This window comes from Cryobacterium sp. TMS1-13-1 (genome assembly GCF_004403125.1).
Lineage (GTDB): Bacteria > Actinomycetota > Actinomycetes > Actinomycetales > Microbacteriaceae > Cryobacterium > Cryobacterium levicorallinum.
Genome location: NZ_SOGX01000002.1, coordinates 36,661 through 56,534 on the forward strand (window position 1 = coordinate 36,661; position 19,874 = coordinate 56,534).

Here is a 19,874-nt window from a genome sequence, read left to right on the forward strand (position 1 = left end):
ATGCGGTTCGCTTCATGCCCCGATAGGGCCATACCCGCGGTGTCTCCCGGCATTGGAAGACCCGATCGGCTCCCTGCTCTGAAGATCTCAGGAACGTGGCTGGCAGCGAACACGGAGTGTGCTGTGCACTGCCGATGAATCGCCCGTGCGCGTCACATGCCTGTCACTGTTCATACGGGGAAACACTCCATGGAGAGGTATATATGACTACGACCGCCACGCGATCGCCTGACGAACCGATGCAGCCCCCTGCTGCACATCCGGGCAGCACGGCCGCGCGCCTCATCGACCAGCACCTGCTCACACGCCGCATCACCGTTGCATTGTCGCTCGCCGTCATCGGGGCGATTCACATCCTCGACCTCCCCGGCAAATTCGCCGAGACTCCCTATCTGGCCTTCGCGTACATCGGCATCATCATCGCTGTGGCCGTATTGATCGAACGCGTTCTCGTCGTCGGATCGAGAATCGACTTCCTCGGCGCTGCTGCGCTGTCTGCGGCCGTCATCGTCGGCTTCGTCATCAATCGCACCGTCGGCATGCCGATGGCCATGGGCGATATCGGAAACTGGCTGGAACCGCTCGGTCTGCTGTCACTCGTCGTCGAGTTTTTCGCCATCTGGCAAGCGCTCGTCGCCGCTCTGGTTTACCACCGCCGGGCACGCTGAACGCCTCGTTTCGCAGCCGTCCAGGGCTCGTACTCCGCCCCCGGCCCATCCCCGAACGCGGGCCCAGTCTAAAAACTGGGCCCGCGTTCAATGGTTCCGGGTGTCCGCTCGGCTAGAGCCGGGCAAGACGCTCGATGTCTTCGAGGAACTCGGCGGCGACCTCGGCGGAGACGGTCATGCGAGTTTCCGAGATAGCCCTGACGTAGTCCGCGGTGCTCGGACCATTAATGACCGGACCATCGTCGGCCGAGTACAACGCCTTTTCCAGGGCATGCTGGGACGCCCGATGCGCGGCATACTCAACGTCAGCGGGCGAGAATCCCTCGCTCTTTTCGACCAGCACCGCGAGGTCGACCTCGTCCGTCACGCCTTGCGGAATGTACCGCTCCCAGATGGCCTGGCGAGCGGCAACATCCGGCAGCCCGATCGGCACGACGTAGTCGAAGCGGCCGTGGCGGAGAAAGGCGGAGTCGAGCGCGCGAATAAAGTTGGTCGCACAGACCAGCAGGCGCCCGGGCTGGTCACGGAACGCCGGGATGATCTTGAGCAGTTCGTTGGTCACGCCCTGCATCGCCGACGGCGGTTCGCCCGAGCGCTGGGACGCGATCTCTTCGACCTCGTCAATGAACACCACCGCGTGTTCCAATTCGGAAATCTTGAGGAAGGTTTCGCGCAGCGCCCCGGCCAGACCTTGCGGGTCGGCAGCCAGGCGCGACGGGAACACCTCGATGAATGACCATTCCAGGCGAGAAGCGATCGCCTTGGCGAAGGTGGTCTTTCCCGTGCCGGGAGGGCCGAACAGCACGACCGCCTTGGGCGGAGAAACACCGTACTGCTCGGCCAGTTCCGGCTTGGCCAGGGGCATAACCAGGCGGCGTTCGAGCAGTTCCTTCTCGCGCGCCATGCCGCCAACCTTCTGCCAGAGGTCGCGCGGCAGCACCCGGCCGCCGAGTTCGCCGAGCAGCTTGAGTTCCTCGCGCTGCACGGGAATGTGCCGTTCGAAGTAGCGCAGGTTCTTCTTGACCTCGAAGCCGCGGTTGATAAAAGCGTCGACCTTGGTCTCGGATTCGGGCATGAGCGCCGACAGCTTGGTCATGCCGTGCGGGGCCATGCGGGCCTCGAGCGCGGCGAGCATTGCCGTACCGATGCCCTGACTCTGCCACTTTTCCGCGGTCGCCAGAAAGACGATCCAGCCCTGAGCGTGCGCGGCGCGGCCGACGGCGGCACCGATCACCTCATCTCCGTGCAGGGCCACGACGGCATGGTCCTTCTGGCAGGAGGTGAGCACCTCGGACAGGCCGTAAACCGGCTCGGTGTCGGCGGCCTTGATCTCGTCCCACAGGCGCAGAATGCCGTCCAGATCGTCGGAGTGAAAATCGCGCAGTCGCCAGCCAGTCATCGTGAACCTCGCATTGTTGGGTGTGCTGCCACACTATTGCACCCGCTCCCCTGCCCCCTCCCGGCGAGGTGCCCGGCATCTCTCCGGAACCGTCCGCGCGTAACTCCTGCAATCTGTCTCAGCAATTCCTCCAAAGCCCGAAAATACGCCCAACTTTTATTCGCCGATTCCAAATTGCAGGAGTTATGCGCGCCAAGCACCCGGACTGCAGTCACGAAGTGGCCGAAGGAATCGGGTCAGGCGCGAAAGGCGGCGGCAAGGATGCCCGGCAGCCTGCGCACCGAGGGACGCGCGGCGAATTCGGTCAGCAGGCGAGCGGTCAGGGCGCCACTTCGGGCCGAGACGAACCACGGAGGCTTCGGCAGCAGCGCCCACTCCCCGTGCACGATCGAGCGCGGAAACGGCCGAAAGGGCCCCCGCACGACGGTGCGCTCCACGTCGTCGAGCAGCAGGGCGTTGTGCACCACGCCGATGCCGCTCTGCACGTCGCTGAGGGCATGCCCCGGGAACGCGCCCCACGGCGACGCCGCTGAGAGAAACCCGACGCCGGTCCAGGCGTTGATTGCGATGGTTCCATAGCGCAGGCGCGCCACTGCCTGCTCGAACCCGGCACCGAGCCGGCGGATCATGCTCGGCACTCCGAGAATATTCGCGCCGAGCGTGCCGAGAAAGTCGCGGTTTACCGTCTCGACGGCTGCGTCGAGAAACGCCAGGCCGGTGCCGGGAAGTTCGACGACGCCGAGCACCGGCGCGAAGTATTCCGTTCTGAGCATATCTTCCGGCACAGCGGATGCCCACGCCTCGGGCGAGTCCACACCGCCCGTTTGCGGCGCTTCACGACTCGCCCCGGCTGCCACGAGCAGGCGCCCGCCGGGAATCGAACGCGCGGCCGGGTAGGCGGCGCGGGCCGCGCGCATCCGCTCATCGCTGCCGGGGTACCAGGCTGGCCGAGGCGGTGCGGACGCGAGGGCCGCCGCGACCGCGTCCAGAAACGCGCGCTTCTGTGGCCAGGCGGCGCTGAGTACGAGCACCTGTCCGGCTATGCAGTTGTAGCCGCCGTTGTGCAGCCGCATGGTTGCGACGTGTTCGGCCTGATAGCGCAGGTCGCGGGTGCTCCACCGGCCCGGCAGTACGATGATCGGTGAGACACCGCCGAGTTCGCTGGTGATCGGTTTGGTGAGGCGCGGGGCATCCGTTTTCGAGCCGGCGAACACGATGGCGTCGTGGGTGGCCGCGCTGCCGGTGATGTGCACGTGGCCGATGCCGGCGTGGTGCGCGAGGTAGTCGCCCACATCGGCGCCGCCGGTGACGATGCAAAGCAGGCCGGCCTCGATGAGTGGGGCGAGCGCCGCGCGATAGACCGGCAGCAGGCCGTCGAAGGTGGGGTTGAGCTTGAGGATGGAGACCCGATTGTGTGCCACGAGTTCGTAGAGCACGTCGAGCGGCGCGATCGAACTGATGTTTCCGGCGCCGAGTACGAGGCCTATTCCACGGTCGGGCCTGGGCCCAGAGTCCTCCCTGGGTGCCCTGCCGGAAACGTGCTGCCCCAGTCCGGCCCGGGATCGGGCCTGCGCCGCTGTGACGCCTGGTCGCAGCCACGCCTGGGCGGTGAATCCGTGCAGCAGGAGCCCGTCCCAGGCGTTGTGTGGAAGCACGGGAACCGTGACCCGACCGCCCGGCGCCCGCCCCAGCCGCCGGCCGGCGAGCGGGCTGTGTCCCGCGTCGAGCACCCGAAGTGTGCGCTGCAGCGCGGTCAACGACGTGAGCACGCCGTACGGCCCGGTCAGCCATTCCTCCCCGATCAGCGGCGACGCCTGGTCGAGCCCCTTGGCGTGCGCGGCAGCGAGCACCCAGCGCTCGGCTTCGGCGCCGACGGATGCTGCGACTCTCGCCAGCAGATCGGCTCGCGCCGCTAGGGTGGTCGCCGCCCACCCCTCGCTCCCCCGTGCCAGCGCTGCGATGGAGAGGTCGAGCCCAGCCTGATCCACCGTCATTGATCTCCCCTGATTGCCGACCAGCCTAGTGCTGCAGTTCAGGGGGCGACGACGGGGCAGTGCAGCTGGGTACGCTCGCCGCTGCGATCGATCTCGTGCTGATCCATCGGCTGGGCGCAGACCGGGCAGCCCCGAACCGGCGCGGGAGCGGCGGGCAACAGATCCGACCCGTTCAATCCGACCGGCGGCGGTCCCAGAATGGGAAACAGACGACCGTTGAGCCAGGCCGTCATTCCGCCGGGTCCCTTGATTCGCGGCTGGGAGTCCTTACCGTGTGTCACAACTCTTAGTGTACTGACCAGCCCGCGACCGCTCAGGCGATCGCGTCGGCGACCGTCAGCAGCTCGGCCTGAAACGCCGACGCGACGTGCGCGTTGGTGATGCGCCCGTTGTGCACATTGAGGCCCTGGGCGAGGGCGGCGTCTTCGGCAATGGCCTTCTTCCAGCCCTTCTGGGCCAGCGCGATCACGTAGGGCAGGGTCGCGTTGGTCAGCGCACGGGTCGAGGTGGCCGGAACGGCGCCGGGCATGTTGGCGACGCAGTAGTAGACGCTGTCGTGCACGGCAAAGGTGGGGTTGTCGTGCGTCGTGGCGTGCGAGCCCTCGAAGCAGCCGCCCTGATCGATCGCGATATCCACCAGTACGGAACCCGGCTTCATCGAGGCGACCATGGCATCGGTGACGAGCTTGGGTGCCTGCGCTCCCGGAATCAGCACGGAGCCGATCACGAGGTCGGCTTCCCGAACCTGCTCGGCGATCTCGTACTGGGTCGAGGCACGCGTCTGAATTTCGCCGTTGAACCGCGCCTCGAGCTGGCGCAGGCGGGCCAGCGACAGGTCGATGATGGTCACGTCGGCGCCCATACCGAGGGCGTTGGCCGCGGCATGCTCGCCGGCGACGCCGCCGCCGATCACGACGACCTTGGCCTTGGGGGTTCCAGGAACGCCGCCGAGCAGAATGCCGCTGCCGCCGTTGGCGCTCAGCAGGTGGTAGGCGCCAACCTGCACCGAGAGCCGGCCGGCCACCTCGCTCATCGGCGAGAGCAGCGGCAGCGTGCGGTCGCTCAGCTGCACGGTCTCGTAGGCGATCGCGGTGGTGCCCGACTCGATCAGTGCTTCGGTGCAGGCAGCGGATGCCGCCAGGTGCAGGTAGGTGAACAGCACCTGCCCCTGGCGCATCAGCGGGTACTCGCTCGCGATGGGTTCCTTGACCTTGAGCAGCAATTCGGCCGCCGCCCAGACGTCGGCGGCGGTGGCAACGATGGATGCCCCGGCGAGGCGAAAAGCGTCATCGGTGATGCCAGAGCCGAGCCCGGCGCCCTGTTCGATGATGACCTCGTGACCGCGACGGGTGAGCTCATTCACACCGGCCGGCGTGATCGCGACGCGGTTCTCATTGTTCTTAATCTCGGTGGGAATGCCGACCAACATAGGGGCTCCGTTTCGCAGTCGCCAGTGCCGAACGCATCGGCTTCGATAGGAGTAAGACTGCTATTGATTCGTTTCCGCTAGGTAAAATTCGTGGAATCTGCCAGACTTCAAGAATATTTCACGAATTATGCGGTGACGAGGAGAAGCGACATGGCCGAAGCGAAGAGGATTCGATCGCTCGAACCCCTTGACGAGGTCGATCGCATTCTGGTCGCGGCGCTGCAGGCGGATTCCCGCACCACCAACAGCCGTCTGGCTGCGGCGGCCGGAATCGCCGAGTCCACCTGTGTTTCCCGGGTGCGCTCACTGGTCAGCCGCGGAATCGTCACCGATTTCACGGCCATGGTCGATCCCAAGGCGATCGGCCTCGGGCTGCAGGCGCTGATCAGTGTCAGCATTCGCGCCGGGGCCCGCACGCACATTCCGGCATTTCGCGACTCGATCCGGGTGATGCCCCGGGTCGTCCAGCTGTTCTTTCTCGGCGGCTCCGAGGACTTCATCATTCATCTGGCGGCCCGCGACACCGACGATGTACGCGATTTCGTGCTCGAGCATCTCTCCGCCAATCCGGCCGTGGCGTCAACCCGCACGAGCATGGTGTTCGAGCACTTCTACAACGGTGTCGCCCCCGAATAGTGCGCCCTAAACTGAGCAGGAAATGAACCTCGCCGATACGCTCCTGCCCGCCCTGTTCGGCTTCGGCACCGGACTCGCCCTGATCATCGCGATCGGCGCCCAGAACGCGTATATTCTGCGGCTCGGCATCGCGGGCAAAAACCACACCGTGCTCGCGGCCGTGCTGATCTGCTCCCTGTCCGACGCCGTGCTCATCTTCGCCGGAATCGTCGGAATCGGCGTGCTCATTCAGGCCGCCCCGGCCGCGCTCGTCGTCGTGCAAGTGCTCGGCGTCGGCTTTCTGCTGAGCTACGGCGTGTTCGCCGCCGTGCGCGCTTTTCGCCCCGGCGTGCTCGTCGCCGCGGCCACCACCCAGGTGAGCACCAGGGCCGCCGTCGCGACGACCCTCGCGCTGACCTGGCTCAACCCGCATGTCTACCTCGACACCCTCATTTTTCTCGGCTCGGTGGCCAATCAACAGGGCGCGAACGAACGCTGGTGGTGGGGCGCCGGCGCGATCACGGGAAGCTTCGTCTGGTTTTTCTCGCTCGGCTTTGGCGCACGGATGCTGCGGCCCCTGTTCGCCAAGCGCTCCTCCTGGCAGGTGCTCGACGGCTTCATCGCCGTGGTCATGATCGCCCTCGGTGTGCGCATGGCCGTCGGGGTCTAGCGCACCAACTCGCGCCAATATCCGGTCTTGCCGAGCAGCTGAACCTCACGGTTCGCGCCCTTCGGCACCTCAACCTCGGGCGGGAACACGCCGCCCCGCAACCCGCGCCCCGCGCCCCGCGCCCGAGCTCGCCCGCTACTGGTCCGGGCCCCTGTCAGCGCACGAGCGCGCCCGATACTGGTGCGCGCTACGCCCGTTACCGTAGCGCGCACCGAGATCGGGCGCGCTCAAGCGGACCTCCGACCAGGCACCGCGGCCGCCACCCTCGGGGGTTCGCCCGTGCACTACCGGGACACGATGCTGGTTGGATAGGAAGCACGTGCCCGACCGACGAGTTGGGCGAACCGTTCGGGAGGCCACGAGTGCGACTGCTCTATGCGCTGCTCCTGAGCGGGGTGATCCTGTTTGTGGGACTGTCGGTCGCGCTGCCAGACGCGACGCTCGTGGCGGGCGGGCTCACCATCGCCGCGGCTGCGGTCGGGCTGGTTCTGGTCAACCGCACCCAGCGCATCATTGCAATGCTGCTGATCGGTCTTGGGATCGCATCCGTTCTGATCGGGGTTGCACTCGGAGGCACAGTCAACGGCCGGGACCTGCTCTCTGTCAATCAAGACCTCATCGGCATGCTCACGGCCGTGTCGTTTCTGCGGCTCGTCACACCCAGCGAACCGACGACCCGCACCCGTTTGCACGGCCGGCTCGCAGTGCTGCGCACCGCGCTCGCCACCCACGCGCTCGGCGCCATCATCAATATCGGTGCGGTTGGAATCGTCGGCGACCACCTGCGCGGTCGCACCGCGCTGCGATTACCCGATGCCGCGCTGTTGTCCCGGTCGTTTTCGGCAGCGGCGTTCTGGTCACCGTTCTGGGCGGCCGCCGCCGCGGCGACCACGCTCGTGCCCGGTGCCAACTCGCTCGTGTTGTTGCTCGTCGGCTTGGGCCTCGCGCTCGCGGCGATCGGGCTGAGTGTCTGGGACATTTTTCGGCTCTGGGGCCGCGACCTGCCGGCCTATACCGGCTACTCGCTGAGCTGGGCGCTCGTGCGGGTTCCGCTCGCCCTGGTCGCTCTCGTGATCATCGCCCACCAACTCTTTTCGGCCGTGCCGGTGCCGCGCATTGTGCTGATCGCCGGCCTCGGCGTGACGCTGCTCGGCTTGCTCATCGTCAACGGTCGCGGTGCGGTGCGCTCGCTGGCCCGGCATGCCAAACACGACCTGCCGCAACTGCGGGGTGAGGTCACGCTCTTCGCCTCAGCCGGGGTGCTCGCGGTCGGTCTGCGGATGCTGTTTCCCCTGTTCGAGCTGCCGCTTCCGGTCAGCGAATTCACCGTTCCCGTCGCCTGGGCCATGATGCTGGCGATGATTCTGGTCGCGCTCGTGGGCGTGCACCCGGTCGTGTCGGTCGCGGTGGTCGCGGCCCTCGTGCAGCCGCTGGGACCCGACCCGACCCTGTTTGTGCTGGCCGCCTGCATCGGCTGGGGAGTCTCGACCGCCGTGGGACCGATCACCGGGCTGACCATGCTGCTCAGCTCGCGCTACAGCATCGATAGCGTTGCGCTCACCCGCCGCAATCTGGTCTATCTGACTGTCGTGCTCGTCGCATCGTGGCCGGCCCTGCTGCTGTGTGCCGCCTTGGTCTAGCGCCTGGACGATGCGCGGGGCGAACGCCAGTGCGCGGTCCCCTGCCCCACCGGCGCACGAGCGCGCCCGATACTGGTGGCCGCTACGCTCGTTACCGTAGCGCGCGCCAGTACCGGGCGCGCTCATGCGGACGCCCGGCGCGGCTGGGTTAAACAGGTGTGCACCCTCGTTCGCGCGGCGAGCGAGGGTGCACGGTCAGGCAGACTAGACGGCTACTTCAACCGGCTCGTCGCTGACGACGTAGTTCTGAATCTCGATGAGCAGCAGGTCGCCGGCTTCCTGGTCGGTCAGGCCCTGGGCCAGAGCGAGCTCGGAGACGAGGATCTGACGAGCCTTTTCGAGCATCCGCTTTTCGCCGGCCGAAACGCCCTTGTCCTGGTCGCGACGCCACAGGTCGCGTACGACCTCGCTGACCCGGTAGACGCTGCCGCTGGCCATCTTTTCCTGGTTGGCCTTGTAGCGGCGTGACCAGTTGCCCGGCTCCTCGGTGAAGGCGTTCTGCAGAATTTCGTAGACGGCACTCACCCCGGCGGCGTCGATGACGTCGCGCACCCCGACGAGCTCGACGTTGTCGACCGGCAGCTGAATGGTCAGCGCGCTGGTGTGCACGTTGAGGGTCATGAACTGCTTTTCGACGCCCTTGATGGTGCGGGTTGCGAGGGCCGTGATGGTGACCGCTCCGTGGTGCGGGTAGACCAGAGTTTCGCCGATTTCAATCTTCATGGAATGCGCCTTCAGTGTTGTGTGGGTGATGCAACGCGTAAGGGCGTTGCGCTTGAGGTCTGGGGGCCTTGCAGCCAACCGGGCAGCAGCGCCACGAGCTGGTCGACAAGTTCGTCGTCGGATACGTCGAGGTGGCCGCGCATCCAGGAGCCGATCAGGGTGAGCGCACCGCCAGCCACATAGGTCGTCACCAGTTCGGCGTTCACGGTCTCGTCAAAGACGAGCACCGACTCGAGCATGCGAGTGGCGTAGGCCTCGATGATCTGGTCGTGCGCGCTGCGGGTCAACGGCAGCTCGAGCACGCTCGCGTAGAGGGGAAAATTCTCGACCATATGCGCGACGAGCCGGCCGTACCCGAATCGGGCAGCGCTCTCGCCCGCTCTTAATGGGCGCAGATCCAGGCCGGCCGAGCCGATGTCGGCGAACTGGGCCTGCAGCAGCTCGGCGGCGAGAACGTCGAGGCTCGCGAAATGCGCGTAGAAGGAGCTGCGGCTGATTCCGGCCAGGCGCACGATTTCGGCCACTGAAACGGATGCCGCCGGCTGAGCAATCAGCGTACGGATCGCCGTGAGAATGAGCCCCCGGGTGCGCTCGGCCCGCGGATCGTGCGTGAGCTTGAACTCTGGGATAACATCGACCGGCACCTCGGCCACGAGGCCGGGGTCAGTCAACGAAGTCATCCATTTACTATAGCACTTTTCGGACACGTGTCCGAGACCCGGGCGCGTCCTCACGGCGGACTCGCGGAAACCGGCCGGCGCTACCGCCCGCGGTGCTCGTCGAGGAGCTGCGCGCAGCGGATGAAGCCGAGGTGTGAGTACGCCTGCGGGTGATTGCCGAGGTGTTTCTCGGTGGCCGGGTCAAATTCCTCCGACAGCAGCCCGGTCGGGCCCACGAGGATGACCAGCTGGTTGAACAGCGCCTCGGCCTCGTCGAGACGCCCAGCCAGGACGTAGGCCTCGATCAGCCACGTCGTGCAAATGTGAAAGCCACCCTCGAGCCCGGGCAGCCCGTCGTCATAGCGGTAGCGGAACACGGTCGGACCAACGCGCAGCTCGCGCTCGACGGCGCTGACCGTCTTCTGAAAGCGCTCGTCGTTGACGTCGAGCAGGCCGGACAGCCCGATATGGAGCACGGCGGCGTCCAGATCCGGGCTGTCGTAGGCGACGGTATAGGACTGGGCTTCCTCGCTCCAGCCCTCGCGCAGCACTTCGTCGCGAATCGTGGTGGCGAGCTCGTGCCACCCGGCACCGACCTCGCGGCCGTGCCGTTCTGCGGTGCGAATGGCACGATCCACCGTCACCCAGCACATCGTCTTGGTATAGGTGTGGTGCCGCGGCGAGCGCCGGGCCTCCCAGATGCCGTGGTCGGGTTCCTGCCAGCGACTCGTGACGGCCTCGACCATCTCGGTGAGCAGGTGCCACTGAAAGTCCGAGAGCGTTCCCTGCCGGGCGCTGAGCGTGTCGATGAGTTCGGCGACCGGTCCGAACACGTCGATCTGCACCTGGTTGTCGGCGGCGTTTCCGATGCGCACCGGGCGAGATCCGGCGTAGCCGGGCAGTGATTCGAGGCTCGCCTCCGTCGACAGCGACGAGCCGGTGACCGAATAGAGCGGATGCAGCCACTGCGCGCCGGGGCTGTCCGCCACGACTCCGGCCAGCCAGTGCAAAAAACCGTCGGCTTCGTCGGTCGATCCGAGGTCGACGAGCGCCTTGACCGTCATCGATCCGTCGCGCAGCCAGCAGTAGCGGTAGTCCCAGTTGCGGGTTCCGCCGATGCCCTCGGGCAGGGACGTCGTCGATGCGGCGAGCACCGCACCGGTTGGTTCGTAGCAGAGGGCACGCAGCACGAGCGCGGAGCGGCTCACGAGCGACGGCTTGACGCTCGGCAGGGTGAGTGTGTTCACCCAGGCACGGGAGTCATTCATGACCGCACCGCGTCTGGCTGCTTCGCCGGCAGCATCCGGAATATAGGGCTCGGTGTCGCCGCAGCGCAGGTTGAGCATGACGGCGCCGGCAGACAGGTCGACGATGGCCGTGGCGGTCTCATTGCGGCCGTCGGAGGTGACCGTGAATTCGACGCCCGGCGCCGACAGCGCGATGGGGTCGGGGGTTCCGGTGATGGTGACGACCCCGTCGGCCGCGTGCATGTTGAAGTGGGCGACGGCGTAGTCGGGTCGGGGCGCGAACACGATGCGGGCCAGACCGGTACCGGTGAGTTTGCGCACGAGGTTGGTGATGCCGAGCGGTGAGGGCTCGATGTAGTCGGTCACGGTGACGTCGGCCCAGCGGGTTTCGACGATCATGGTGTTGTCCACATAACGCTGGCCGAGAACGCGGCTTTTCTTGACCGGTTCGATCGAGAAGTGACCGGCCTCTTCACTGCCCAGAATGCTCGCGAACAGCGAGCCAGAATCGGGCAGCGGATGCGTCATCCAGCAGATGCGCGCTTCCGGCGTCACGAGGGCGGTCGACGTGCCATCGCCGATCATGGAGTGGCGTTCGATGGCAACGACGTGCTGGCCGAACAGCCAGTCCTTGCGCAGTTCAAAGAGCAGGGCCAGCAGTTGCGCGAGCTTCTCTGGGCCGCTGACCCGGTGCGCGGCGACGGATTCGCCGTCGCCGATGCGAATTCCCAGGTCGGGGCCGTGCAGGGTGTTCATCGCCATCTCGTCGCTCGCACCGTCGCCGGCGAAGAAGGCGGCGCTGACGCCCAGTCGGGAGCGCAAGCGGTCGAGGGCCGCGCCGGAATCCTGCCTGGTCGCGTCACCGTCGTCGGTGTCGGTGTCGGTGTCGGTGTCGAAGAACTCCGAGTCGAACTCGGCGCCGTTCGAGCCGACCAGGTGCACCTCGCGGGGCAGTCGGGAGTCAGCGGCGAGGTCGCGCAGGGTGCGCCCGCTCATTACGGCCGTGTGCGTGTTGGGCAACGCGGCGAGCGCCCGCAGCGCGAGCGCCGACTCGACGAGCAGCTTCGAGGGCACATCCGACGCGCCGTGATACGACAGGGTGCCACCGTAGTTACAGGCCACGAGGAGGGAGGGTGTGCGCGCCAACTGCTGCAAGTCCTGCAGGATCTCGCGCGACAACCCGGCCAGGCTGCGCGGTAGGTTCTTGGACAAGTTCAGGCGTTGGGGCATGAGGGAGTTCCTAGCAGAGGAGCAAACAGAGGGGCACTGCTGCCAAACGCTGGGCAGACCTAGGCGACGTTACCATCGGCGCTGGGCTGCACGAACGGTGCCACACCTTCTAGCATGAGGTTGCCAGCCGCGCTGCGCCGCTCGGGGCACCCAGTGCTCGGGGTGCCCCGAGCGACAAAGGGTGCCGCGACCGCCACGCGGTGAGTTAGACGACCTCGCCCATCGGGAGGTTGCCCTTGCGGGCATCCAGCTTGCCGAAGTGGCTCTCGAGCAGGCTCTTCATCTTGTGCAGGGCACCGGTCAGGGCTTCCTCCACGGCGTTGGCGTTTTCGGTGACGACGACGGGCGTGCCGCCGGCTGGGCGGGCCTCGAGGGTGCACTTGATGTCGTCGGCGCTGCTGCGGCCGGCGCTGCCGTCGGAGAGGTGAACCTCAACCCGGGTCAGGCGTTCGCCGTAGCGCGAAAGGGACTCTTCGACGATCGTTTCGAGCGCGCCAGCGACCCGTTCGGTGCCGTCGATGTTGCTGTCGGTATTGACGATGACCTGCATAATCACTCCTTCAATTGCGTACAACTTCAGGTTAGCCCTCCCGCATGTGAGCGCCGGTTGGTGACGCGTGGTGTGCGCACAGCTGCGTCTGAGGCTTGAGTCGTTCGTGTTCCCAACGTGAGGTTGCACCAGTGACGATTCTCGTTGCTTTCGCGCCGCAGTCCCTGCGCTGACCCTCGCCATTTCGGTTCCGGTGCTAGTGCCTTCAAAACCTCTGAGGACCTCGAATTCAGCGCCGCCGACCTCGACCGACCTGTCGGCTCGACGAACCCAGCAACAATCTCGACCGGTAGAGCGTCGACCAGCTCGTCGACGCCCTGCTCGGCTACCGGGGAGCGCTCATCGTGGTCAGCCACGACGACGCGTTCCTCGCCCGGCTGCACCTGACGACGACGCTCGCACTTGATCTGACCGGCGCGCTGCCGGAAAGCGCGAACCCGACTGCGTGCTGCCGCAAGAACCCGTAGCCTATTCTCATGCAGACGAGGCCTGACCGGGGCGAACGGGTCGTTGCCATCGACATCACCCGCGGGCTGGCGATCATCGGCATGTTCGTGGCCCATGCCATTCCGCGCGCGGGTGACGCCGAATTGCTCGTCGATGGGCGCTCCTCCATTCTGTTCGCGACCCTGGCCGGGGTATCGCTTGGAATCATGACCGGATCGGCGCATCCGCTCGGTCGCGGCCAACGTTCGGATCGCGTCGGCGGCATCGTGGTGCGCGCGCTGTTTTTGTTTCTGCTCGGCCTGGTGCTGTCCGGCCTGCACAGCGGCATCGCCATCATTCTGCACTTCTACGCCCTGATGTTCCTGCTGCTTCTGCCGCTGTTGTTTCTGCGTCGGTGGCTGCTCGGCCTGATCGGCGTCGTGTTTCTGCTGGGGGCGCCCATGCTCGGCGCCGCCCAGGCCGACGTGGATGTCGACCAGTCCACGCTCGCCTATTTCGTCGACTATTTCTTTCTCAACGGCACCTACCCGGTGCTGATCTGGATGCCGTTTCTCCTGGCCGGCCTGATCGTCGCACGGTCCGATCTGCGGCGTGCGAAAACCCAGGTCGCCCTCGTCGGTGTCGGCGCGTCAGTGGCGGTGGCCGGCTACGGCGCGGCCCTCGTGTTCCCCGGGGTCAGCGCCGAGGCGCACTCCGGATCGATCGCCGAAGTGATCGGCTCTGGCGGGCTCGCCATCGCACTGATCGGCGCGCTGCTCTGGCTCACGGCGGTGGACCGTGGCCGGCTGGGTCGGATGCTGCGCGGCATCCTCTCGCCGGTCGGAGCGACCGGATCGATGGCGCTGACCGTCTACACCCTGCAGATTATGGTCCTGGCCATCGTGGTCGCCGGCGGCCGGGAGGTTGACTACCCCGGCTGGCCGTTGCTGATCTGGATGCTGCTGCTCACGTTCATCCTGGCCAGTCTGTGGCGCGATCTTCTGGGCCAGGGTCCGCTCGAGCGTCTGCTCGCCGCGCTGACCCGCGCGCCGCGAAAGAGCTGACTCAGCTGATGCCTCCCATGCGCTCGAGCGCCGCGCGCATGATCTGCGCCTCGGGCGTCGCGGCCACGTGGTGGTTGGTGTAAATGCCGACCAGCCACTGCAGCACCTCGTCTTCGCTCATCGCGACGGCGGTCCAATCCACCCCGGGCTCCGCCGCGGTGCGCGGCTCCCCGGTTTGCGGGTCGAGCCAGGCGCGCGCGATCGGCACGTCGGGGTCAGCGTTGTTCATGTTCCAGAGCAGCGCGATCGGGTGATTGTCGCCGTCGATGTGTTCGTGGTCGACCCGCCCGGACCCCAGCCACGGCAGGGTCAGCAGCTCACCGATGATGTCGACCTCGATCAGTTCGAGCTGAGTCGGGTCCGTCTCGGGAACATAGAGCGTGAAGCCCTGCTCGAACCACTCGGCGGCCTCATAGATCGAGTCGAGCAGCTCATCGAGTCCATCGATCTCCTGCACCAGAATGAGCGCCCATTCGAGCAGAATGGCGGTTTGATCCTCCGGCCACGGGCTCTCGTACGGGTCGGCGGTGCCGTGATAGTGAAAGCTGGGGCCGGCTTCATCGAGCAGCACGTGCAGTTGACCGCTGTCGTAATCGATCGACAGGTTGAGTGCCTCTCCCTGGTCGTCGCGGTCGGCGAACAGGTCGGGATGGGCCAGCTCCGGCGGCAGCGTGATCGCTGCAGCGAGCCGGGCGCCCAGATCGAGAACGACGCGAAACTGAACGGTGGGAAGGCGCAGGGTTTCATCCTGCTCGTAGTGCTGGTCTGACATATCCAAAGTTTATCGATCAGGCGCGGGCGTGGTCGCTGGTCCGTGGCCATTCACCGATGCTGCCAGCGGCAGCTACGGCCTACCGCACATCGGCGGCAGCATGGCAGACTGCGCCGTATGACTATCGAACTGTGGTGGCCCAAGCTGACGCCGTCGACGAGGGAGTGGCTGATGGAGAACAACGGCGATGCCGTGCCGCCGCAGGTCGTCGCCGAGATCACCCGGTCCGGCGGTTCGGCCGTCCTCGATAGCGACAGTGAGGACTCGGACCATTACCTGTCCGACCAAGACGTCGACTGGATTGAGTCCGTGGCAAACGGGGAAGAGCCCTCGTGACGCCCGACCGCGGCGCGTCCCACCCGAAACAGTAAAGTATGGACGCCCGAAACGGCAATGTGGGCGACGTCGGCGCGCCCGACATCGGTAGCCGCTGCGCCCGTTCGTTACCGTAGCGGCTTCCCACTTCGGGCGCGGTCGCGCGTTTAAGCTGGCGCACTCATCAACAGAGCCGATATAGTCCCTGCTGAGCTGCGGGACGGACCGATGCTCGATGCGCTGTTCGAGTCGTTGGTAACGCTGAGCGTGTTCGGCCCTGCCGTCGAACGAGCCCGAGGCGCAGCCTGCGAGGCTGGGGACCAATCATGACTTTCCTCGAAAGCGCCGTCAACCCGATCCAAAACCATTCACCCAACGACAGCCTCCGCCGGCTCACCCGGCTGCGCCGACTGAGTATCTGACCGATTTGACACGTCCACGAGCCGCAGGAAGCACCCATCCGGACATTCCAGCGCCGCCTTTCCGCACGGCGAACAACTCGATGATGGCAGGCTTGCGACGTTTGCACCTGGGCATCCATGGCCGTACTCGAACAACAGACGCGGGACGGTGGCGCAGCGGACAACTGTGCGAGCGCGCAACTGCGCGCACTCTTCCGGGGTGACGTAGATGTTGTAGTGCTTCGTCCAAGGCGTTTCCGCATTCTTGCGGTGCTTCCGGCCGAGCGGGCGACCCTCACTCGTGTCGCTCATGGAGCGGTGACACGCAGAGTGCTGTCGTGGACGACAAGTGAGCCGGATTGCAGCGATCGCGATCTTGGACGCGTGCGCAGAAGTGTGCACGGCTCGGCGGCACAGCAGCCGTACACCATCGGAGCCGACTCCCATCGTTCGCGAGACAGGACGCACGCCACAGCTGGAGAAATGGCCAGCCTCATCCCGGTTTTTACTCGTCGAACCCGATCGTGGATTCGGCGGTGCCAAGATGTCCTCAAGGGAACTAGCCCCCACGAACGAAGGAGCCGTCCCATGTCCCAAAGGGTCTACTCACCCGACGAGCAGATCGATCGGCTGCGGATCTATAACGTTGTCGCCGGAAGTCTGCACCTGCTCCAGGCCGCCGGATTTGCGGTGATTCTCACCATGCTGAGCTCGCAGGTTCTGTTCGCCGTGACGGCGGACTACCTGGCTGGCCCTCCCGGAGTTCCGATTCCACCGGAACGGGTCACGCTCTTCGAAGTGAACATCGGTGTCGGCGTCGTAGCGTTCTTGGCCCTCAGTGCCTTCTTCCACTTCCTCATCTCAAGTCCCTGGTTCTTTGCGCGCTACAAGAATGGGTTGCAGAACAACCACAACTACTTTCGATGGGTCGAGTACTCCCTCAGCGCGTCGATCATGATCTGGCTGATCCTGGCAATCAACGGGGCCACCGACATCGGTGCGTTGTTCGCCGTTTTCGCCGTCAACGCGGCCATGATCCTGTTCGGTGCACTGCAGGAGAAATACGAACAGCCCGGCTCGGGCGGGCTGCTGCCCTTCATCTTCGGGTCGATGGTCGGCATCGTGCCGTGGATCCTGATTCTGATCTACTTCCTGCGTCCAGGCAGCGTCAGTGACGTCGCGGCCCCCGGCTTCGTCGTCGGCATCGTGATTTCGCTGTTCCTGTTTTTCAATACCTTCGCTGTTAACCAGTGGCTGCAGTACAAGCAGGTCGGCAAATGGAAAAGTTATCTGCAGGGCGAACGCACCTACATCACCTTGAGCCTGGTGGCGAAGACCGCGCTGGCCTGGCAAGTCTTCTCGGGTGCCATCATCCCGGCGATCGCTAGCTAGGCCAGTCCACAACGGGAGCGGCCTCACTGCCCGAGCGTCCCCGCAGCCCCGCTGAGTCGGCCGAGGCGTCCGCCCGGCCGAGCCGGCCCCTGTTCGAAGCTGTCTGGGGATTAGGGGCCATGCCCACCGACGGATCCACGTCACTCATCGGAGCGATCCTTTCCGCCACCGACAGGCACTCGTCCACTGCGGCGGAAGACCGGCTCGACCGCAGCAAGTTCCTCGTCGGTGGCGATCCGGAACACCCCTGCCGCCTCGGTATGCACTTCGCGTCGACCTTGACCGCGGGTGGCGCGGAGGCTGGCCACGATGGACACCGTGATGATGGTCACGACCACTGCCAGGCTCATCGTGGTCGGGATGTAGAAGACATCCAGGAGCAGCATCTTGATACCCACCCAGATCAAGACGAACGAGAGTCCGATCTTGAGGTAAATGAAGCGATGGATCATGTTCGCGAGCAAAAAGTACATGGCCCGAAGCCCGAGGATGGCAAACGCGTTCGCGGTGAAGACCAGGAACGGTTCGCTAGTGACGGCGAAGATAGCCGGGATCGAGTCGACGGCGAAGATGATGTCCGTGATTTCCACCAGCACCAGCACGGCCAGCAGCGGGGTCGCCACCAGCATTCCCGCCTTGCGGATCAGGAGCTTCTGCCCGTGGTATGCGTCGGTCATCGGCACGAACCGACGAAACACCTTGAGGATGGGGGATTTCTCGGGGTGGACGTGGTCGTTACGGGAGTGGAACATCCGCCACCCGGTGTAGATCAGGAACGCGGCGAATACGTACAAGATCCAGGAGAAGTTCTCGATCAGCGCGGCGCCGGCGGCGATGAAAATCCCGCGTAAGATCAGGGCGCCCAGGACGCCGAGGAACAGCACTCGGTGCTGGTACTCGCGCGGGACCGCGAAAGCGGCGAAGATAATCGCCCAGACGAACACGTTGTCCACCGCGAGGGATTTCTCAATCAGGTAGCCAGCGAAGTACTGCTGCCCGAATTCCGCCCCCCACAGCATCCACACCAGCACGCCGAACGCGACACCGAGGGTCACCCACACGATCGACCAGACGGCGGCTTCCCGCACACCGATCACGTGAGCTTTGCGGTGGGCGACCAGGTCGACGGCGAGCATCAGCAGGATCACACCCAGAACAGCGAACCACGCCCACAGGGGGACAGTCATGACAAAGACCTCCACGAAATTTTCGTGAAGGTCTCATCTACCTTGCGGCCCTGCGCACCGGAACCCGCGGCGGGAACGTATTGACGATGCGAAGCGAGGATTACTCCCCTTCTGTGGTAATTCAACAGGAGAGTGTGCTTCACGTCAACTGGGCAAGCCGAGGAATGTTTGAGCGAAGCAAGAAAGATGCTGGTTTGAGGCGCGCCGGTCATCCCGCTCGATTAGGCTCACCCTCGCGGCTCACTCCCAATCGGCGGGCGATTTCCCGGCCCGCGATTCCGTGGGAGTCGAGAGTTCTGATATTTTCTTGCACGGACATGGGTACCGTTATCTGCTTCCTGGTTCCTTCCGGCGCGACCGCTTGGCAGTAGCTACGCCTTAAGGAACCTATCGAGGGGTGGCCGGCCCATGTCTCCAACACGCTGGAGCGGGCCGCGGCCACCGTGTGATCTCAAGCTCTGCGCATCCCCGAAACCACCGTCGTGGCGGGGAATTACCTGGCCTGATAATTAGCGCTCTTTCGGCAGGAAACCCGCCACTAACTTGGCAGGAATCCAGCGCCGAAACGGCCTCCAAAGAGTTGATCACACACAAGCGGGCTGAGCCTCAGTCGAGAACGCACCATTCGCGCACGAACTCCTCCACGGTTTTGGTTTCGAGGTCGCGGCGCACGGTCTCCAAAAGGAACTGGGGGTCGCCGAGGTCAGCGGCAGTGCGTAGAATCTCGGCTCCGCTCCCGCGCCGACGGATGACGAGGTCGGCGTCGATCTCAACGTCACCCCATAGTGCGCGAACCAGTGCCAACGCACGACGACGCAGACGTCGAGTACGCGTGCCCGATGGTTCCTCGAGCTCTGCGACCAGGTGGTTTGACGCAGAATCCATTCCCTCATCTTGTCGCAAAACAAAGTGCCCCGCTTGGCCTGCCCGCTTGTTGAGGCTGACGGCGTACAAGGAGGCCAGCACCGTGCAGATGGGATCGACCCCGCAACGACGAACGGTCGACTGATGCTGAATTTACTCGCGACACTGACGGAGTATGAACGCGAACTCATCGTCGAACGCGTCAATGCCGGCATCGCCGTGGCACGCTCTACGACATCGTCGAGGGGTCGACACATCCATCTGCGATCTCGCAGGTGAGAGACGATGCCGGGACGAAGCGTAGGGCATACGGATTCGCCGCACCGATTAAGTGAGCCGCGAGAACGTAAGCCAGGCGGTGCCAACAAATGGCCATCACCTGGATGCTCACTGAAGAAGGATCGCGGCCCGACGGCTGGCCTTCAATCACCATGATTTGGGTGAATTGTGGGCAAACAGAACGACTTAGCGTGCAAAGATCCCTCTGATCAGGGACGAAAATGGCGGTACCGGTGGGATTTGAACCCACGGTGGAGTCTCCCCCACACGACTTTTCGAGAGTCGCACCTTCGGCCGCTCGGACACGGTACCGCCGTTGATTCTAGTAGAGACTGAGGTCCGACGCGAAT

19 protein-coding genes, 1 tRNA gene and 1 pseudogene are annotated in these 19,874 nt (G+C 65.2%); 9 read left to right on the forward strand and 12 right to left on the reverse strand.

Annotation, left to right across the window (positions count from 1 at the left end; translation table 11 throughout):
• Nucleotides 1-203: 203 nt before the first annotated feature.
• Entirely contained in the window at nt 204-668 is a 465-nt protein-coding gene (locus tag E3T31_RS01095; RefSeq protein ID WP_134442846.1) for a hypothetical protein, read from the forward strand.
• Between the two features lie 112 nt (nt 669-780).
• Here the strand turns inward: E3T31_RS01095 and E3T31_RS01100 are convergent, their stop codons facing one another.
• The 4 genes from E3T31_RS01100 to ald form a co-directional block, all read right to left on the reverse strand.
• A complete protein-coding gene (locus E3T31_RS01100; RefSeq protein ID WP_134467101.1) occupies nt 781-2,067 on the reverse strand; it encodes an ATP-binding protein in 1,287 nt (428 codons plus the stop codon).
• Between the two features lie 236 nt (nt 2,068-2,303).
• A complete protein-coding gene (locus E3T31_RS01105) occupies nt 2,304-4,061 on the reverse strand; it encodes an aldehyde dehydrogenase family protein (RefSeq protein ID WP_134467102.1) in 1,758 nt (585 codons plus the stop codon).
• 38 nt (nt 4,062-4,099) lie between these two features.
• Entirely contained in the window at nt 4,100-4,342 is a 243-nt protein-coding gene (locus E3T31_RS01110; RefSeq protein ID WP_134467103.1) for a hypothetical protein, read from the reverse strand.
• A 32-nt stretch (nt 4,343-4,374) separates the two neighbouring features.
• Nucleotides 4,375-5,490: an alanine dehydrogenase gene (ald, locus tag E3T31_RS01115; protein WP_134467104.1), complete on the reverse strand. Its 1,116-nt coding sequence runs from the start codon at nt 5,488-5,490 to the stop codon at nt 4,375-4,377.
• A gap of 150 nt (nt 5,491-5,640) precedes the next feature.
• Here ald and E3T31_RS01120 point away from each other — a divergent pair, with 150 nt between their 5' ends.
• From E3T31_RS01120 to E3T31_RS01130, 3 genes are all read left to right on the forward strand, one after another.
• Entirely contained in the window at nt 5,641-6,126 is a 486-nt protein-coding gene (locus E3T31_RS01120; protein WP_092452027.1) for an Lrp/AsnC family transcriptional regulator, read from the forward strand.
• Nucleotides 6,127-6,148: 22 nt separating this feature from the next.
• A complete protein-coding gene (locus E3T31_RS01125; RefSeq protein WP_134467105.1) occupies nt 6,149-6,775 on the forward strand; it encodes a LysE/ArgO family amino acid transporter in 627 nt (208 codons plus the stop codon).
• 362 nt (nt 6,776-7,137) lie between these two features.
• Complete coding sequence (locus E3T31_RS01130) at nt 7,138-8,415, forward strand: hypothetical protein (RefSeq protein WP_134467106.1); 1,278 nt, start codon at nt 7,138-7,140, stop codon at nt 8,413-8,415.
• Between the two features lie 204 nt (nt 8,416-8,619).
• On the opposite strand, the gene E3T31_RS01135 is transcribed toward E3T31_RS01130, so the two are convergent.
• The 4 genes from E3T31_RS01135 to E3T31_RS01150 all read right to left on the reverse strand — a co-directional run bounded on the left by E3T31_RS01135 (nt 8,620) and on the right by E3T31_RS01150 (nt 12,824).
• Entirely contained in the window at nt 8,620-9,138 is a 519-nt protein-coding gene (locus tag E3T31_RS01135; protein WP_092107039.1) for a CarD family transcriptional regulator, read from the reverse strand.
• A gap of 11 nt (nt 9,139-9,149) precedes the next feature.
• Entirely contained in the window at nt 9,150-9,818 is a 669-nt protein-coding gene (locus E3T31_RS01140) for a TetR/AcrR family transcriptional regulator (RefSeq protein WP_134467107.1), read from the reverse strand.
• Between the two features lie 80 nt (nt 9,819-9,898).
• Nucleotides 9,899-12,274: a trehalase-like domain-containing protein gene (locus tag E3T31_RS01145; protein ID WP_134467108.1), complete on the reverse strand. Its 2,376-nt coding sequence runs from the start codon at nt 12,272-12,274 to the stop codon at nt 9,899-9,901.
• Nucleotides 12,275-12,479: 205 nt separating this feature from the next.
• Nucleotides 12,480-12,824: an HPF/RaiA family ribosome-associated protein gene (locus E3T31_RS01150; protein WP_134467109.1), complete on the reverse strand. Its 345-nt coding sequence runs from the start codon at nt 12,822-12,824 to the stop codon at nt 12,480-12,482.
• Nucleotides 12,825-13,168: 344 nt separating this feature from the next.
• Between E3T31_RS01150 and E3T31_RS18595 the strand changes: the two genes are divergently transcribed.
• Nucleotides 13,169-13,291, forward strand: a complete 123-nt coding sequence (locus E3T31_RS18595) for a hypothetical protein (RefSeq protein WP_370304163.1) — start codon at nt 13,169-13,171, stop codon at nt 13,289-13,291.
• Nucleotides 13,292-13,300: 9 nt separating this feature from the next.
• Nucleotides 13,301-14,314, forward strand: a complete 1,014-nt coding sequence (locus E3T31_RS01160; protein ID WP_134467110.1) for a DUF418 domain-containing protein — start codon at nt 13,301-13,303, stop codon at nt 14,312-14,314.
• A gap of 1 nt (nt 14,315) precedes the next feature.
• Here E3T31_RS01160 and E3T31_RS01165 read toward each other — a convergent pair whose 3' ends face one another.
• Nucleotides 14,316-15,086 (reverse strand): hypothetical protein, encoded by a 771-nt coding sequence (locus E3T31_RS01165; RefSeq protein ID WP_134467111.1) that lies wholly within the window; start codon nt 15,084-15,086, stop codon nt 14,316-14,318.
• Between the two features lie 117 nt (nt 15,087-15,203).
• On the opposite strand from E3T31_RS01165, the gene E3T31_RS01170 reads away from it, so the two are divergent.
• The gene (locus tag E3T31_RS01170) at nt 15,204-15,422 is read left to right on the forward strand and encodes a hypothetical protein (protein WP_134467112.1); all 219 of its coding nucleotides are present in this window, start codon (nt 15,204-15,206) and stop codon (nt 15,420-15,422) included.
• Between the two features lie 968 nt (nt 15,423-16,390).
• On the forward strand, nt 16,391-17,194 hold the full coding sequence (gene heR, locus E3T31_RS01175; RefSeq protein ID WP_134467113.1) for a heliorhodopsin HeR: 804 nt from the start codon (nt 16,391-16,393) through the stop codon (nt 17,192-17,194).
• Between the two features lie 140 nt (nt 17,195-17,334).
• On the opposite strand, the gene E3T31_RS01180 is transcribed toward heR, so the two are convergent.
• Nucleotides 17,335-18,381 (reverse strand): TerC family protein, encoded by a 1,047-nt coding sequence (locus E3T31_RS01180; RefSeq protein ID WP_134467114.1) that lies wholly within the window; start codon nt 18,379-18,381, stop codon nt 17,335-17,337.
• Between the two features lie 606 nt (nt 18,382-18,987).
• The gene (locus E3T31_RS01185) at nt 18,988-19,266 is read right to left on the reverse strand and encodes a hypothetical protein (protein ID WP_134467115.1); all 279 of its coding nucleotides are present in this window, start codon (nt 19,264-19,266) and stop codon (nt 18,988-18,990) included.
• A gap of 84 nt (nt 19,267-19,350) precedes the next feature.
• On the opposite strand from E3T31_RS01185, the pseudogene E3T31_RS18125 reads away from it, so the two are divergent.
• Nucleotides 19,351-19,497: pseudogene (locus E3T31_RS18125) on the forward strand (recombinase family protein); the annotation flags it as partial.
• Between the two features lie 249 nt (nt 19,498-19,746).
• On the opposite strand, the gene E3T31_RS01195 reads toward E3T31_RS18125, so the two are convergent.
• A tRNA-Ser gene (locus E3T31_RS01195) sits at nt 19,747-19,836 on the reverse strand.
• Between the last annotated feature and the right edge of the window lie 38 nt (nt 19,837-19,874).

Bases quoted from the DNA above. Each gene is read 5' to 3' on its own strand.
- E3T31_RS01135 (WP_092107039.1), bottom strand. From the start codon at position 9,138: ATGAAGATTGAAATCGGCGAAACTCTGGTCTACCCGCACCACGGAGCG.
- ald (WP_134467104.1), bottom strand. From the start codon at position 5,490: ATGTTGGTCGGCATTCCCACCGAGATTAAGAACAATGAGAACCGCGTC.
- E3T31_RS01185 (WP_134467115.1), bottom strand. From the start codon at position 19,266: ATGGATTCTGCGTCAAACCACCTGGTCGCAGAGCTCGAGGAACCATCG.
- E3T31_RS01145 (WP_134467108.1), bottom strand. From the start codon at position 12,274: ATGCCCCAACGCCTGAACTTGTCCAAGAACCTACCGCGCAGCCTGGCC.
- E3T31_RS01180 (WP_134467114.1), bottom strand. From the start codon at position 18,381: ATGACTGTCCCCCTGTGGGCGTGGTTCGCTGTTCTGGGTGTGATCCTG.
- E3T31_RS01095 (WP_134442846.1), top strand. From the start codon at position 204: ATGACTACGACCGCCACGCGATCGCCTGACGAACCGATGCAGCCCCCT.
- E3T31_RS01100 (WP_134467101.1), bottom strand. From the start codon at position 2,067: ATGACTGGCTGGCGACTGCGCGATTTTCACTCCGACGATCTGGACGGC.
- E3T31_RS01105 (WP_134467102.1), bottom strand. From the start codon at position 4,061: ATGACGGTGGATCAGGCTGGGCTCGACCTCTCCATCGCAGCGCTGGCA.
- E3T31_RS01165 (WP_134467111.1), bottom strand. From the start codon at position 15,086: ATGTCAGACCAGCACTACGAGCAGGATGAAACCCTGCGCCTTCCCACC.
- heR (WP_134467113.1), top strand. From the start codon at position 16,391: ATGTCCCAAAGGGTCTACTCACCCGACGAGCAGATCGATCGGCTGCGG.
- E3T31_RS01160 (WP_134467110.1), top strand. From the start codon at position 13,301: ATGCAGACGAGGCCTGACCGGGGCGAACGGGTCGTTGCCATCGACATC.
- E3T31_RS01125 (WP_134467105.1), top strand. From the start codon at position 6,149: ATGAACCTCGCCGATACGCTCCTGCCCGCCCTGTTCGGCTTCGGCACC.
- E3T31_RS01120 (WP_092452027.1), top strand. From the start codon at position 5,641: ATGGCCGAAGCGAAGAGGATTCGATCGCTCGAACCCCTTGACGAGGTC.
- E3T31_RS01170 (WP_134467112.1), top strand. From the start codon at position 15,204: ATGACTATCGAACTGTGGTGGCCCAAGCTGACGCCGTCGACGAGGGAG.
- E3T31_RS01140 (WP_134467107.1), bottom strand. From the start codon at position 9,818: ATGACTTCGTTGACTGACCCCGGCCTCGTGGCCGAGGTGCCGGTCGAT.
- E3T31_RS01150 (WP_134467109.1), bottom strand. From the start codon at position 12,824: ATGCAGGTCATCGTCAATACCGACAGCAACATCGACGGCACCGAACGG.